Origin of the sequence: Stenotrophomonas sp. ZAC14D2_NAIMI4_7, from assembly GCF_003086675.1 — a bacterium.
In the GTDB taxonomy this organism is placed as follows: domain Bacteria; phylum Pseudomonadota; class Gammaproteobacteria; order Xanthomonadales; family Xanthomonadaceae; genus Stenotrophomonas.
In genome coordinates this window covers 205512-220110 of sequence record NZ_CP025995.1, presented here as the reverse complement: position 1 = coordinate 220110, position 14599 = coordinate 205512, and the positions used below count along the sequence as shown (strand labels likewise).

Sequence of the window (14599 nt, the reverse complement as noted above, 5' to 3'; positions counted from 1 at the left end):
GGCGCCCTGGCGCCTTCCCTGCCCCGCGTGGCATGCCCCCAACTGGAGACCCGAACATGTTCAATACGTCCTCACTCAGCTTCCGCAGCCTCGGCCTCGCCCTGGCGCTGCTGGCCGGCTTGGCCGTGGTCGGCGATGCCAGCGCCCTGTCACGCAAGGACAAGCGCACCGTGGTGGGTGCCGTAGTGGGCGGCGTGGCCGGTCACCTGATCTCCAACGGCGACCCGACCGCCACCGTGGGCGGTGCCGTGGCCGGTGGTGCCATCGGCAACCTGACCACCAAGGACCGCCACGATGATCGTCGTTACGATCGCCGCTATGACCGTCGCTACGGCCATGACCGCGGCCACGACCGCCGCTACTACCGCCACGACGATCGCCGCTACCGTCACGACCGCGGTCGCCACCGCGGCTGGTAAGTACACCTGGCAACACCCGGAACGCCGGCCGCAGTAACGGCCGGCGTTCTGCTGTTCAGCGCACGTGGTCCAGGAACTGCCGGTGGCGGGCGTACTGGTCCAGCACATCGTGGATCAGCTGCACGCGGGTCCAGCCCATCACGTCATAGTCCTGCCCGCCCTCGCGCAGGTAGACCTCGGCGCGGAAGTAGCGCCCGGCCTTGGCGGCGCGGCGCGGGTCCTGCAGGGTGAAGCTGGGCGGCTCGTACGGCTGCGGCCGCACCGAATAGAAGAAGTCCATCTCCTGGCCATGGCCGACCTGCAGCCAGGCGCGGCCGTCCTCGCCCAGGGTCACGTCGACCTCCAGCTCCTGCCGCCGCAGCTCACCGGCCACGTCCTGCAGGGCCGGCATCACCTGCTGGTCGATGAAGCGCAGCACCTCGGCCTGCACCGGGTTGTGCGCCAGCAGCCGCAGGCGCGCGCGCCAGTCATCACTGGTGCCCAGCAGGATGCGCGCGTCACGGATGATCGAGCGCTTGGTGGCATCCAGGTGCATCGCCTTCAGCAGGCCCCAGCACATCAGAATCATTACCAGGGTGAAGGGGAACGCGCTGGCGATCGTGGCCGCCTGCAGTGATTCCAGGCCACCGGCAAACAACAGCGCCACCGCCAGCGCGCCCACCAGCAACGCCCAGAAAATGCGCTGCCACAGCGGAGATTCCTCCTCGCCCTTGGAGGTGAGCATGTCGATCACCAGTGCTCCCGAATCGGCCGAGGTGACAAAGAACAGGCCCACCAGCAGCACCGCCAGGCACGAACTGGCCAGCGTCCACGGCAGGTGGCGCAGGAATTCGAACAGCGCAACGGAACTGTCCGTGGACACTGCCTGCACCAGTTCCTGTACGCCCTCGGCGCGCACCATGAACAACGCGGTGTTGCCATAGATGGTCATCCACAGGAACGTGAAGCCCAGCGGCACCAGCAGCACGCCCACCACGAATTCGCGCACGGTGCGACCACGCGAGATGCGCGCGATGAACATGCCCACGAACGGCGACCAGGCGATCCACCAGCCCCAATAGAACAGCGTCCAGCCGCCCAGCCAGCCGGTGGGCTCGTAGGCGTACAGGTTGAAGGTCATCGAGAACAGCTGCGACACGTACATGCCGGTGTTCTGCACCAGCACCTGCAACAGGTGCACGGTGGGCCCGCAGACCAGCACGAAGGCCAGCAGTGCCGCTGCCAGGATCATGTTCAATTCCGACAACCTGCGCACGCCGCTGTCCAGGCCCGCCACCACCGAACCGGTGGCCACCAGGGTGATGACGGCGATCAGCACCACCTGTACCAGCGTGCTCACTTCCAGCCCGAACAGGTAGTTCAGGCCCGAGTTGATCTGCATCACGCCCAGCCCCAGCGAGGTGGCCAGGCCGAAGATGGTGCCCAGCGCGGCGAAGGTATCCACGGTGTGGCCGATCGGCCCGTGGATGCGTTCACCGATGAGCGGGTACAGCGCCGAGCGCACGCGCAGCGGCAGGTTGTGGCGGAAGCCGAAGTACGCCAGTGCCAGCGCCACCACCGCGTAAATCGCCCACGCATGCACGCCCCAGTGGAAGAAGGTGATGCGCATGGCCTGGCGCGCCGCCGCGGCCGATTCGGGCGTGCCGGTGGGCGGGGTGGCGTAGTGCATGATCGGTTCAGCCACGCCGAAGAACATCAGGCCGATGCCCATGCCCGCGGCAAACAGCATCGCGAACCATGAGGCGTAGCTGTAGTCGGGGCGACTGTGGTCGGGGCCCAGCTTGATGCGGCCGTAGCCACTGACGGCCACGCCCACCACGAACACCAGGAAGCCGGCGACGGCCAGGATGGTGAACCAGCCCGCATCGTTGGCGGTCCAGTTCTTGGCGGCGGTGAACCAGTGCGTGGCCAGTTCCGGCGCGAAGATGGCCAGGGCCAGCAGGGCGATGACGATCGCCGCGGTGGGAATGAATACCTGCGGCAGGATGCGCTGCCTGACGGGGGTGGGGTGCGGAGCGGAGCTCGGCATGTCGTCCTCCGTGAACGGAAATGCGTGAAGGGAATACGCGGCGGACCGCGAGGAGGGGCGTCCTAGAAGTAGAAACCGATATTGAGGTTCAGGCGTGAGTGCCAGCGTGAGGGCCCTTGCGGGTCCAGACCGATGCCATCGCCGCCAGCGAACCACATGTTCTTTCCGGCGATCCAGTCGATGTAGGTCAGCATCATGCCCTTGCCCAGGCTGCAGCCGGTGACGTTCTGCCACGAGTCGCGCACGCCGCGCGGCACCTGCAGCGGGCGGGTCATGCTCAGGTTGTTGTAGCAGGTGATGTCATCCAGCCAACGCTGTTCGCCGAACGAATAGGCCACGTTGACGCTGGGCACATCGGCCTTGCGTGCAATTTTGAACGGTGCCTGGAAAGCCGACAACGCAATGGTCGAGCCCGGTACACCGTAGTGATAGCGCGCCCACTGCAGCTGCGTGGTCCAGCCATCGCGCGCCCATTGCGCATGCACGGCCATGCCGTGGTGATCATGATGGCGGCGCGTTTCCACGTTCTGCACCGAACCGCTGAATGCCGAGGCACCCAGCAGCAGGGTTCCACCGTGCCAGTCACGGTCATGCTCGTAACGCAGGTTTACCCGGTCGCGCTCGCGATAGGGCAGCTCCGGCGTGCGTGCCACATCGAACGAGTAGCGGTCGTAGCGCGCCGCGTCGCCGTACTCATCGCCGGCAAACCAGCCGACGTGCCACAGGTGGTGGCCGCTGCGATGCTGCAGCACCAGGCCGGGATCGTAGTCATCCTCGATGCCCAGGTAGTAGCCAGCGCCGAACCAGAAACTCTGCGAAGCCGTAGGCAGCAGGCCGAACGGCACCTGCTGGATACCCGCACGCAGATCGGTGTCTTCGTTGAACTGCCAGCCTGCATAGGCGTGGTGGACCGCATCGAAGCCGTCATACCAGCGGTACTGCGCCGAGAAGAACCACGGCCCGGCACCGGCATCGATGTCGGCACGCAGCAACTCCAGCTGCAGCCCGCTGGTGGGGCCGTAGTCCAGCCACCCATGGTTGAAGCGGACGGCGCCGCCTGCGTCGAACCACGGTTCCGCGTCTGCGCCATGGGGCTGTGCCAGCGCCTGGCCGGCCGATGCACACGCCAGTGCGCCAAGAAAAATAGAGAAAAAACATCGCACGATTGCGTCCCGGTGCCTCCCTGTTTTCAGAATCGAAGCCTGCCAGTGTAACCAGCGCGGGTGTTCGCCCCGTTCACCGGGCCAGCGCAGGAATGCAGCACGGGCGGTACCATGAGCGTGCTGTGCTGCTGCCCAACCGATCTGCGAACGCGCCACCATGACCGATACCTCCCACCGCGTGCAGGGCCTGAACAACGACGAGGTCGCGGCCGACTGGCCGGCGATTTCCGCGCAGGACATGGCCTGGTTGGGGCAGCGCTACACGCAGCTCGGCCCTACTGCCACGTTGCAATGGCACAGCCCGCGCCCGCTCTCGGCCGCAGCGATCGCGCGCGGCGAACACGGCGCCGTTTTCATCAAACGCCACCACCACAGCGTGCGCAGTGCCGCCGTGCTGCAGGAAGAACACCGTTTCATCGCCCATCTGGCGGCGCGTGATGTACCGGTGGTGCAGGTGCTTGCTGCAGACAACGGGCAGACCGCCCTGGAGCAGGGCCCCTGGACCTACGAACTGCACGCAGTGGGCGCCGGCGTGGACCTCTATCGCGATGCACCTTCGTGGTCCCTGCTGACCGACATCGCACAGGCGCAGGAAGCCGGCCGCATGCTGGCCCGGCTGCACCGTGCCGCGGCCGATTACCAGGCGCCGCAGCGCGATACCCATATCCTGGTGGCACGCGACGATCTGATCCGCGCACACGATCCCATCGCGGCGCTGCAGGCCAGCCTGCCTGATCGCCCGGGCCTGGCCCGCTACCTGGCGCGCATTCCCTGGCAGGCGCAGCTGCGCGAGCACGTGCTGCCCTGGCATGCCGGCCTGGCCGAGAAGCTGCAGCACGAACCGCCGCTGTGGGCGCACAACGACTGGCACGTCTCCAACCTGCTGTGGGCCAGCGACGGGCAGATCGCCACCGTGCTGGATTTCGGCCTGGCCTCGCCCACCAGCGCGCTGTTCGACCTGGCCACGGCCATCGAGCGCAATGCGGTGGCCTGGCTGGAGCTGCAGCGCGGCGCCGACGCGGTGCGCCCCGATATCGCCTTGGCCCTGCTGGCCGGCTACCGGCAGATACTGACGCTGTCGGCCGAGCGCGTGCACCTGCTGGCCGACCTGCTGCCGATGGTGCATTTCGACTTCGCACTGTCCGAAGTGGAGTACTTCGAAGGCATCACCGGCTCCACCGCCAATGCCGACGTGGCCTGGCAGCCGTTCATGCTGGGCCACCCGGCCTGGTTCCATACCGAGGCCGGGCAAGGCCTGCTGCAGGCGCTGCACGCTGCGGCATAGCGGCCTACAAGCCTGGGGTCAGAGCCCTTTCCTGCGGAAAGGGATCTGACCCCTCCATACTCTGCCCCCCAGCCCCGGCCCCCCCTGCCCCGTTCCCGGACTCGCAAATCCGTACGGTTTGTAGTGAAATGGTCACCTGAAGCGGGGGTGCCTGGATCTGCCAGGCTGAGAGAGTCCCTTGGAACCTGATCCGGTTTGCACCGGCGTAGGGAGCTTTGAGCAGCTGTCGCACCCCCGTTCCCTGGGCCCGTGCGTCCGTGCGCCGTCGCTTCGTCTCCCTTGCTGTCAGAAGACGAACCGAATGAACCGCTGCCTGCGCCCCACCCTGCTCGCCCTGGCCCTGTGTGCCGCCCTGCCGCTGCATGCCAGCGAGGCCGCCACCGATGCCGCCGACACCTCCGATCGTTCGCCCACTGATCTGGCCGCCGTGCGCGTGCAGGCCGGCAAGCCCGCCTCTGCCAGTTCGCGCGCCAATGCCTTCGGCGGCGGCAGCTGGAAGGACACCCCGGCATCGGTGAACGTGCTCGACCGCAGCTACCTGGAACAGCGCCAGGTGCGTTCGCTGTCCGAACTGGCCAGCAACGACGCTTCGCTGGGTGATGCCTACGCGCCGGTCGGCTACTACCAGAACGTGGCCATTCGCGGCTTCGCGCTGGACGCCGCCACCGGCTACCGCTTCAACGGTCTGTCGATGGCCGGCGAACAGCGGCTGGCGCTGGAGAACGTGGAATCGGTGGAAATCCTGAAGGGCGAAGCCGGCCTGGCTGCCGGCGTGATGGCCCCGGGCGGCATCATCAACTACGTGGGCAAGCGCCCGGCCGAAGTGCGCACGGTCACCCTGGGCACCGATTCGGAAGGCTCGCGCTACGCCGCCGTGGACGTGGGCCACTGGCTGACCCCGCGCTTCGGCGTGCGCTTCAATGCCGCCTGGGATGCCAGCGATTCGTATATCGAACACCTCGATGGCCGCCGCAACTTCTACTCGCTGGCCGCCGACTGGCTGATCGGCGAACGCGGCAAGCTGGAAGTGGATGCCAACTACCAGACCAGTTCGCAGCGCTCGGCATCGGGCTACCAGCTGCTGGGTGCCAGCGAACTGCCGCGCGGCGTGGACCGTGACCACCTGCTGGGCTACCAGCCGTGGCAGATGCCGGTGGGCATCGCCAGCACCAACATCACCGTGCAGCACACTTACGATTTCAGCAGCAGCTGGCAGTCGCGCGTGGCGTTGGGCCACAGCCGCACGGTGATCGATGACAACGTGGCCTTCGCCTACGGCTGCTACTACGCCGCGCAGTGCGCCGACGGCAGCGTGCCGGGCAACTACTTCGCGCCCAATGGCGATTACGATGTCTACGATTACCGCAGCCCCGACGACACCCGCCGCAACCAGCAGGCACGTGCCGAGCTGCGCGGGCGCTTCAGCACCGGCAGTGTGGGCCATGAGCTGACCCTGGGCGGCGAGACCTACCGCCGCACCGTGGACCGTCGCCCCAGCGTGAACGAGTACGTGGGCACCACCAACTACCACGACGGCCAGGTGCCGGTGTTCGACCCCTCGCCACTGCAGCCGGGCCCGTCCGCAGGGCGCCTGGACAGCCGCCAGCACGCCTTCTTCGCACTGGACCGGCTCAGCTTCGGCGACGACTGGCAGTGGCTGGCCGGTGGCCGCTACGTGCGCCTGGACGAGCGCGCCTACGACAAGCGCGGCAACCCGCAGCGGCACAGCCGCCTGTCGCGCTTCCTGCCGCAGACCGCACTGGTGTGGAAGGCGACCGATCAGCTGAACGCCTACGCCAGTTACGTGCGCGGCATTTCGCTGGGGCAGGAAGCGCCGTTCTGGACCAGCAACGCCGACACCTTCCTGCCGGCGGTGGAATCGCGCCAGCTGGAAGCGGGCGTGAAGTACGCGCCGAACGAGGCGCTGAGCGTGGGCGCGGCGGTGTTCCGCATCAGCCAGCCCTACCAGTACGCCAAACCGGACGACAGCGACGTGGGCTTCACCTTCGTGCAGCAAGGCCAGCAGACCCACACCGGCCTGGAGCTGACCGCCAACGGCCAGCTGACCGATGCACTGCACGTGGTGGCCAGCGCCAGCGTGCTGCGCGCACGCGCACGCGATGCCGGTACGCCGGCCTATGAAGGCCACCAGCTGGTGAACGTGCCGAAGGTGCGCGCCAGCGTGCACCTGGCGTACGCGCTGCCGTTCGTGCAGGGCCTGCAGGTGACCGGCGGCTGGCGCTACGCATCGGCCAACGTGGCGCGTGCCGATGGCGCGGTGCGTGCGCCGGACTATTCGGTGTTCGATGCCGGCCTGCGCTTCCAGCATCGCCTGCACGAACGTGCGGTCACCTGGAACCTGTCGGTCGACAACGTGTTCAACCGCTTCTACTGGCGCGACACTGGCAGCAGCGCCGGTGACTATTACCTGTTCCCCGGTGCGCCGCGGCAGGCGCGCCTGTCGGTGACGTTCGCGCTGTGAACGGGCCCCTGCTCGAGTGGACCGCCGCGCTGTGCAGCGTGCTGGGCGTCTGGCTGATGGCCCGGCGCCGGCTGTCGGCCTGGCCGGTGGGGCTGCTGTCGGTGGCCCTGTACGGACTGGTGTTCGCCGAAGCCAAGCTGTATTCGGACACCCTGCTGCAGGTGATCTTCGGCGGTTTCCTGGTCTACGGCTGGTTGAACTGGCGCCAGCATGCCGCCGATGAAGGCAGCATCCGCATCGTGCCGTTGGCGCGCGGAAAGCTGCTGCGCGACCTGGCCATCGGCGTGTGTGGCGGCGTGGCGCTGGGTGCGGTCATGCACAGCTTCACCGATGCCGCACTGCCGTGGCTGGATGCCCTGCTGACCGGGCTCAGCCTGGTCGGCCAGTGGTGGCAGGCGCGCCGCCATGCGGCGTGCTGGTGGGTATGGATCGGCGTGGACGTGGTGTACGTGGGCACGTACCTGTTCAAGTCGCTGCACGTGACCGCGGCGCTGTACGTGTTCTTCCTGGGCCTGGCCGTGTTCGGCCTGCGCGCGTGGCAGGCCGCCGCGCGCGCACCGCAGGTGGCGAACACGCCGACCACATCCACGTAATGCGCCCAACCGCCGCTCAATGCGGCGTGCGCAGCAGACTGTCGATGATCCGCTGCAGATTCTGCGGCTCTCCGTTGGTCACAATCTCGCCCTCGATCTGCACATACGGAAAATGTGAGACCTTGTGCGCGACACGCTGCCATTCGGCGCTTGCCTGCGCGGCACTGCGGGGATCAGCCAACGCGCTTTCAAGTTGCTCGTCCAAGCCAAACCGAATGGCCACATCGCGCACCCGCTCAGTGTTCTGCAGGCTGGTGCGATGTTCCAGTCGCGACGCCCACAGTGCGGCCGCGACGTCGCTTTCCTTGCCCTGCAACACCGCAAGGTCGTGCAGGATCACCGCCGCCGGATCGGTCGAAGGCGCGGCCACGTAGTGGGTCCTGATGACCAGCGCAGTGCCGTACCTGCGCTGCAACGCGGGCACCACCTCCAGGCTGAAGGTCTGGCAGGCCGGACAGGTGAAGTCTTCATAGACATCCAGCGCGACCTGATTCAAGGTGCCCGGTCGAAGATCTACCAGCGCACTGTAGCGACCCTCCACGCCCCTTCCGCCCACCACGTCCGTGCCTGGCGTACAGCCACCAACGCTGAGCGCAAGCAGCAGGCAGGCCATCGACGCTGCAGATCGCGTCATATAGCCCCCCGGCTCATGGCCGGCACAGGCTCGTCAAGCGCGAATGCCGACGGCACATGCAGTCTCGCATCGTCAACCAGCGCTGCGGCCGCATCGAGCATGCCAGCCTGGTCCAGTCGCGCCAGCTCGACATCATGTGCATACATCTGTCGGGCAAACTGCCAATAGACGATTTCCTTGTCCATGATGCTCTCGTAGAACTTGAAGACCTTCAGCATGGTGCGGTAATTCAGCAGACCAGTCTCCACAACTCCTTCGCCGTCAAAGGGCTCACAACACGCAATCTGCGGCCCGATCTCGGTCCTGAACCCCATGCCCTTGCCCTGTGGGCGGCAGACGACGGGCAGGATGGTCGCCCCGGTCTTACGCGCCAACACGGCCGTACCCATCATGATGTTCATCGCCCGGCCACAGAACGGAATCTGCAGCGTCTCGAGTTCATCTTTGAACACGTCGGGCATGATGATGACCGCAGCCCCCTGCTGGAGGCTTCGCAGCGCCCGTGCCAGACCCTGCCGGTTGTCGTACAGAATGCTCACCCGCGACTGGGGATCATCCAGCCAGATTCGACGACACAGGCCATCAAAGACATCGTTCCCCGGATGGGTGGCAGGGTCGCCATAGAAAATGTGGATGTCCCGGTGCTGGCGCACACGTTCCACGAGCGAGACGATGGTATTGATGTACAGGCCATGGTGAGGAAGCGCCAGCAACAGGCCATTCGGACTCGCCAGCGCTTCATCCAACGCGGCGTAGTCGGTTCTGTCCAGCGACGAGGTCATGCGCAGCACACCTTCACGGGAGATGGTGCGCCAGATCTTGCTGATCACCTTCTTCTGAAGGTACCAATGATAGAACTTGCCGAAGCGACACCCCGAACGCGCGCATGCGACCTGCAGTGCACGTTGGTCCTGGTCGCTCAATGGCGTTTCCAGATACCGTTCAAGCCACAGAACACGCCTGTCCAGCCATTGCAGCGGCGCCAACAGGGCAACCAGATAGGAGGGAAGGAACATCTCAGCGTCCCGCCTCAAGCATGCGCTGCTCCACATCATCAACGCAGCCGAGGGTTGCCCGGCCTGCGGTGTCCAAGGGTCGCTCCGCGTAACGGTGGTAGACAGCCGACCGCAGGAACCCCGAGCGCATGCGCGCCTCGCGGATACGCCCCGGCAGCGTACGTTCGACCTGCCGTTCGGCCAGTAACCAGTCCGGGCCCAGCGAAGCTGCGTGCTCGAAGTATCGCCGAAGCAGTGCAAGCGCATCGTCCACCGAACCGGGAGGAGGCAGCGACACTTCCGACGCGCCCATCGGCAGGTTCAAGGTGTAGCCATATTTTGCGAACAGGATGGATTCAAAGCCGGAGTAGAACGTGCTGCCGCCGTCGTGCTTGCACGGAATATTCGCGATCTCAGGGCCGAACAACTGGTCCGAGAAGATGATCAGCACTGGGCAGGCCTCTCCGCGCCGCAGCGCGGCCAGTACCTGCAAAGGCTGCCTGGCACCATCGACCAAGGTGCCAACGAAGGGAACGCCGGGATGATTGCGGACGACCGCGGCAACGGCGCTGAAGTTCACCCGTGTGGATGGCAGCAGATAGGCCACCTTGTGCGACCCAGGCGCCGAGCAAGCAGCACCGACCATATCCAGCAGCAAGCGACCAGCGCTGCTGTCTCGTTGCAGGACCATGACACTCCTTGTCGATATTCCCTTTGCGAAGGGGCATGCGACGAGATGTCGATGCACCCGACGATCAGCTACAGCATTGCCTCGTTACGAGGCAATGCCGATACAGCAGTTACTGGGGAACGCAATCGTTGCCGTTCGACCCGCAGCAATCGCTGCAGAAGTCGATGCGCTTACCGCGCGGCCCCACAAAGTTGAACGTCGTGGTGATTTTCTCCACAAGCTCCGCACTGGCTTCCAACGCCTGTTCCAGAGCAGTTGCCTGCTGCATCGCTGCGATATTCATGCAATTCATCTCCATATAGTCAGCATAAACCTGAACGTCCGTTCAGGCCTGCCGAATCTAGAGTGTTTAGTGACGCTGCGCAAGATCCCTGGCCAGTTCCGCCGCCGTCCGCAGTTCAGGCGTGGAAGTCCCGCTCTGGGTGGGGGCGTCGGTAAACAGCGGCATGACCGCAAAGCCATCGTCGCGCAGGGCCTTGGCAAGCCCGGTAGCGTTGATCAGGTCGCGTGCCGGCAGCGTCGAGAAAACGGTCGCATTGTTCCGCAGCGCGTTGCGCACAGCAGCCAGCCACGTTGCGTCCACATTGGCGTAAGGGTCATCAACACCGGAGCTGCGCGCCATGGCCTCGTTGGTCAAGCGTGCCCAGCAGCCTTCGATGGGAACATAGCGCTGCTCAGCGTCGCGATAGCGCTGGATGTCCCCGGCAGCCCAAGCCTCGGCTGCAACCGGAGCAAATTCCAGATACGCCTGCAGTACATCCAGTGTACGATCCAGACACTGCGCATCGGCATCGGCTGCGACATCAAACTCTTTGAGTGTCCGGCGCAGATTGTCATTGGGTAGACTGTAGCGGGCATCCAGACGCTCCAGTCCCGAATCCCGCGTCGCCTTGGCGATGACTGCGCCCAGCGAAGGGACGTCGGTCAATCCATGCTGCTTGAGTGCAGCGCTGTACAACGCATAGGCCGCGTACATCGGTCGCTGTTTCTCCACGCTGGCGTCCTTGCCGATGTACTTCGCCTTGAGTGCTACCCATTTGTCGTAGGTCTGCGCGGGCACCACCTCGGACAGCGTGCGCCCACCTGGGTTCTTCTGTGCGTTGCGCATGCTGGAAACGAGCGTCAACCCTTTCAGCATTCCTACGCCATCACCTGTACGCAGTCCGGGGCCGGTAAGGACGACCTCGGACTGCCGGATGTAATCGCGAACGGAGCCGGTGACCAGAATCCCCGATTCGGGAAGCGGCAGTTGGGTACCGAGAACGATAAGTCTCTTGCCGTCCTTGCTGAAAAGCCACATCGGCGGCGACTTGACCCCGACCTGGACAGGTGCCATGTCGACCGTGGCGGCCGGTACGGCAACCTGATCGCCGGCGCGCGCCGGTGCTACCGTTGTCGTGGACACCAGCACCAATGCGCACGTTGCGAACTGAAGCAGTTTCATCGGCACAAACCCTTTCCATGTGTTGTCCGTGCCGGCGAGACTACTGGATACGCGGTCGGTGCGCTACATGCTAGGCTGCAGGTCGATCATCAGGGAATCGGGGAACCATGGAAGGTCCCGCGCAGGCCGAAGACGGGCATACGCGTGCGGCGTCGACGCCATTCCGCGCCGGGGCATGGGCGGTCCTGCAGGAGGCCGTTCGGCGGCACCCGTGGCTGCTGCTGGGCTGGGCGATGGGGATCGCGGTTTCCTGCACATGCACCCTGCTGTTTCCCTATCTGCTATCTCTGTCGATCGACCGCTGGCGGATGGATGCATTGGCATTATCCGTGCTGTGCGCCGTCGCTGCCGCACTGGCTTGCAGTACGGCACTGCGTTTCTACTGCATCACGCTTTTCGGTGAGTTCGCCGCAGCCCACTTCAAGCGCACGCTGCTGGCCCACCTGCTCAGGATGGGTGGCGAGTTCTACGACCGTACCGGTCCGTCAGTACTGATGGCGCGCATGACCACGGACGTTGGGTTGGTCCGGTTCGCCCTGGGCGGTGCCTGCTCGGTCGCGGCACGGTGCCTGGTGACTGGGGTCGGTAGCATGGTCATGCTGTGGGTGAGCAACGCGCACCTGGCGCTGTGGTTGCTGGCTGCACTTCCTTGCCTGCTGCTACTGATGCTTGCCGGCTCTGTGTGGCTGAAACGCAGGTCTACCCAGCTTCAGCAGGCGATTGTCGCGTCCACTGCCATGGCCAGCGAACGCCTTGCCGCTTACAGGGTGGTGCAGTCGTTCTGCCGGGAGACGCAGGAAGCCGCCACATTCGCACAGGGACTTGCCCGAGGTGGAAGCGCGGCCCGCCGGCTTGCCATCGCCACGGCACTGGTCCAGTCCGGCACGTTGCTGGCTATCGGCGGCAGTATTGCGCTTGCATTGCTCGAGGGTGCACTGCTGCGCGAACAAGGTGTCATGAGCAACGGCGAACTGATCCAGTTCGGACTGTATTCGGGCGTGCTCGTGCTTTCTGCAGTCGAAGCATCACACGCACACAGCATGCTGGTGTCGGCAAGGGCGGCGCTTGAGCGCATTGACGCCGTTCTGCGTGAACCGGTCGTCGACGTACGCGCGGGGATGGACCGCGTCGCTGAGGGCAATGAGGTGGTTTTTTCCAAAGTGGCATTCGCCTATCCCGGACGTCTGGACCACCGCGTGCTTGCCGATATCAGCTTTCGCGCAGGTTCGGGAAGAATCACTGCTCTGGTGGGGGCATCGGGCTCCGGAAAATCCACAACGTTGTCACTCTTACAGCGCTTCTATTCGCCTTGTGCCGGACAGATTCTGGTCGGCGGTTTGCCGCTTTCCGAAACGCCCATCGAAGCCACTCGGGCACAGATCTCGGTTGTCCCCCAGTTCCCAACGGTCCTCAGGATGTCGCTGCGCGAGAACATCGCCTACGGCAATATCGCTGTCAGCCCGGACGCGGTGCTTTACGCAGCACGATGCGCGGGGCTGGACCCGTTGGCCGATACATTGCCCCTGGGATATGACACCCCATTGGGTGCGGGCGGCCATCCAGTGTCAGGCGGCGAAGCGCAGCGCATCGGCATTGCCAGAGCGCTGCTTTCCGCATGTCCCATCGTACTGATGGATGAACCAACCTCGGCCCTCGACGCGCAGGCCGAGCGTGATCTGCTGGCAATCCTGCGCCGTCTTGCGGGCCAGCGGACAGTGCTGGTCGTGACGCATCGTCCCTCCGTCATGGCCGCAGCGGATCATGTCGTCCTGATCGAAGGCGGAAGAGTGGTTGCCGAGGGAGCGCCCGCCGCGCTGTTATCGGTTCCGGCTTACCAGCACGCCCTGCGCGCCGGCCTGCAAACGACGTCCGCCCGCCATGCTTAGTCGCCCAGGTCGGCCAGCACCTTGCGCGAGGGCGCGAAGAAGGTGACGCCGGTGACCGCCGTGGAGAAATCCAGGATGCGGTCGTGCAGCGGCGCCGGATTGCCGATGAACATGCGCTCCAGCATCTGCTCGATCACCCACAGCCGGCGCGTGTAGCCGATGAAGTAGGTGCCGTACTCGTTGTGGCCCGGGCGCGCGAACGGCATGTTGTCGCGCAGGATCTCGTGTTCGCCGTCGGCATCTTCGATGGTGCACAGCGTCTTGTGCGACTTCTGCGCATCGGCCGGTGCATCGTCCAGTTCCATGTTGTCATGCTTGGTGCGGCCGATGATGGCTTCCTGTGCTTCGGTCTTCTGCGCGCGCCAGGCCTGCAGGTTGTGCAGGTACTTCTGCACCACCACGTAGCTGCCACCGGCGTGTTCGGGGTCTTCGTCGCCCACGATGGTGGCCTCCGGCAACGACAGCCCTTCCGGGTTGGCCGTGCCATCGACGAAGTCGAGCAGGTCGCGGCCATCGAAGTAGCGGAAGCCGGCCACTTCATCCACCGTTTCCACCGCGTCGCCGAAGGCCAGCAGCAGGCTGCGCTCGAAGGCCACGATCAGGTCCTGGGTGCGCGCACGGATGTGGTACAGCAGGTCGCCGGGGGTGGACACCGCCGTGTGGGTGGCGCCCTGGATCTGGCGGAACGGCTTCAGCTCGCGCGGCGGCGTACTGCCCACCACCGGCGCCCACACGCGATGGCCGATGGCCACATTGCAGGTGAAGGTCCGCTCGATCTCGCGGATGGCGGTGTTCTTGATCAGATCATCGGTACTGCCCAGCACCTGCCGCACCGTGGCGATGGAATCGGCATCGTCCTTCACCTTCAGCACCAGGAAGGCCGCGCAATGGGTCAACGGCGCGGTGATCTGCTGCGGCTCGTTGTCCAGCGTGTGGTTCAGGGCGGTGATCGGGGCGGGCTGGGAATTCATGGAACAT

The 14599-nt window shown here is 65.3% G+C and carries 13 protein-coding genes and 1 riboswitch; of the genes, 5 read left to right on the top strand and 8 right to left on the bottom strand.

The annotated features are described in order from the left end of the window. The first annotated feature begins 56 nt into the window (after positions 1 to 56). Positions 57 to 419, top strand: coding sequence for a glycine zipper 2TM domain-containing protein (locus C1922_RS00955; RefSeq protein WP_108748070.1), 363 nt, complete (start codon positions 57 to 59; stop codon positions 417 to 419). 55 nt (positions 420 to 474) lie between these two features. Here C1922_RS00955 and betT read toward each other — a convergent pair whose 3' ends face one another. Together betT and C1922_RS00945 are read right to left on the bottom strand one after the other, a co-directional pair. Continuing rightward, positions 475 to 2448, bottom strand: coding sequence for a choline BCCT transporter BetT (gene betT / locus C1922_RS00950; protein ID WP_108748069.1), 1974 nt, complete (start codon positions 2446 to 2448; stop codon positions 475 to 477). 62 nt (positions 2449 to 2510) lie between these two features. After that, a complete protein-coding gene (locus C1922_RS00945; RefSeq protein WP_234413424.1) occupies positions 2511 to 3611 on the bottom strand; it encodes a hypothetical protein in 1101 nt (366 codons plus the stop codon). Positions 3612 to 3768: 157 nt separating this feature from the next. On the opposite strand from C1922_RS00945, the gene C1922_RS00940 reads away from it, so the two are divergent. The 3 genes from C1922_RS00940 (at position 3769) to pnuC (ending at position 7971) form a co-directional block, all read left to right on the top strand. Then, on the top strand, positions 3769 to 4896 hold the full coding sequence (locus tag C1922_RS00940; RefSeq protein ID WP_108748068.1) for a phosphotransferase: 1128 nt from the start codon (positions 3769 to 3771) through the stop codon (positions 4894 to 4896). Between the two features lie 133 nt (positions 4897 to 5029). Continuing rightward, positions 5030 to 5125: riboswitch (TPP riboswitch) on the top strand. A gap of 72 nt (positions 5126 to 5197) precedes the next feature. Then, a complete protein-coding gene (locus C1922_RS00935; protein ID WP_108748067.1) occupies positions 5198 to 7378 on the top strand; it encodes a TonB-dependent siderophore receptor in 2181 nt (726 codons plus the stop codon). Positions 7379 to 7386: 8 nt separating this feature from the next. After that, entirely contained in the window at positions 7387 to 7971 is a 585-nt protein-coding gene (gene pnuC / locus C1922_RS00930) for a nicotinamide riboside transporter PnuC (RefSeq protein WP_108751440.1), read from the top strand. A gap of 16 nt (positions 7972 to 7987) precedes the next feature. Here pnuC and C1922_RS00925 read toward each other — a convergent pair whose 3' ends face one another. The 5 genes from C1922_RS00925 to C1922_RS00910 all read right to left on the bottom strand — a co-directional run bounded on the left by C1922_RS00925 (position 7988) and on the right by C1922_RS00910 (position 11735). Beyond that, positions 7988 to 8584, bottom strand: a complete 597-nt coding sequence (locus tag C1922_RS00925) for a thioredoxin domain-containing protein (protein WP_159091819.1) — start codon at positions 8582 to 8584, stop codon at positions 7988 to 7990. A 17-nt stretch (positions 8585 to 8601) separates the two neighbouring features. After that, complete coding sequence (locus tag C1922_RS00920) at positions 8602 to 9621, bottom strand: hypothetical protein (protein ID WP_159091817.1); 1020 nt, start codon at positions 9619 to 9621, stop codon at positions 8602 to 8604. A 1-nt stretch (position 9622) separates the two neighbouring features. After that, positions 9623 to 10291, bottom strand: coding sequence for a hypothetical protein (locus C1922_RS20295; RefSeq protein WP_159091815.1), 669 nt, complete (start codon positions 10289 to 10291; stop codon positions 9623 to 9625). 109 nt (positions 10292 to 10400) lie between these two features. Further along, a complete protein-coding gene (locus C1922_RS00915) occupies positions 10401 to 10574 on the bottom strand; it encodes a hypothetical protein (RefSeq protein WP_159091813.1) in 174 nt (57 codons plus the stop codon). Between the two features lie 66 nt (positions 10575 to 10640). Next, positions 10641 to 11735 carry a TraB/GumN family protein gene (locus C1922_RS00910; protein ID WP_108748063.1) on the bottom strand — a complete coding sequence of 365 codons (1095 nt, stop codon included), beginning with the start codon at positions 11733 to 11735 and terminating at the stop codon, positions 10641 to 10643. 107 nt (positions 11736 to 11842) lie between these two features. Between C1922_RS00910 and C1922_RS00905 the strand changes: the two genes are divergently transcribed. Next, positions 11843 to 13621 carry an ABC transporter transmembrane domain-containing protein gene (locus C1922_RS00905; RefSeq protein ID WP_108748062.1) on the top strand — a complete coding sequence of 593 codons (1779 nt, stop codon included), beginning with the start codon at positions 11843 to 11845 and terminating at the stop codon, positions 13619 to 13621. Here C1922_RS00905 and C1922_RS00900 read toward each other — a convergent pair. Then, entirely contained in the window at positions 13618 to 14592 is a 975-nt protein-coding gene (locus tag C1922_RS00900) for a Dyp-type peroxidase (RefSeq protein WP_108748061.1), read from the bottom strand. The genes C1922_RS00905 and C1922_RS00900 overlap by 4 nt on opposite strands. Positions 14593 to 14599 lie beyond the last annotated feature (7 nt).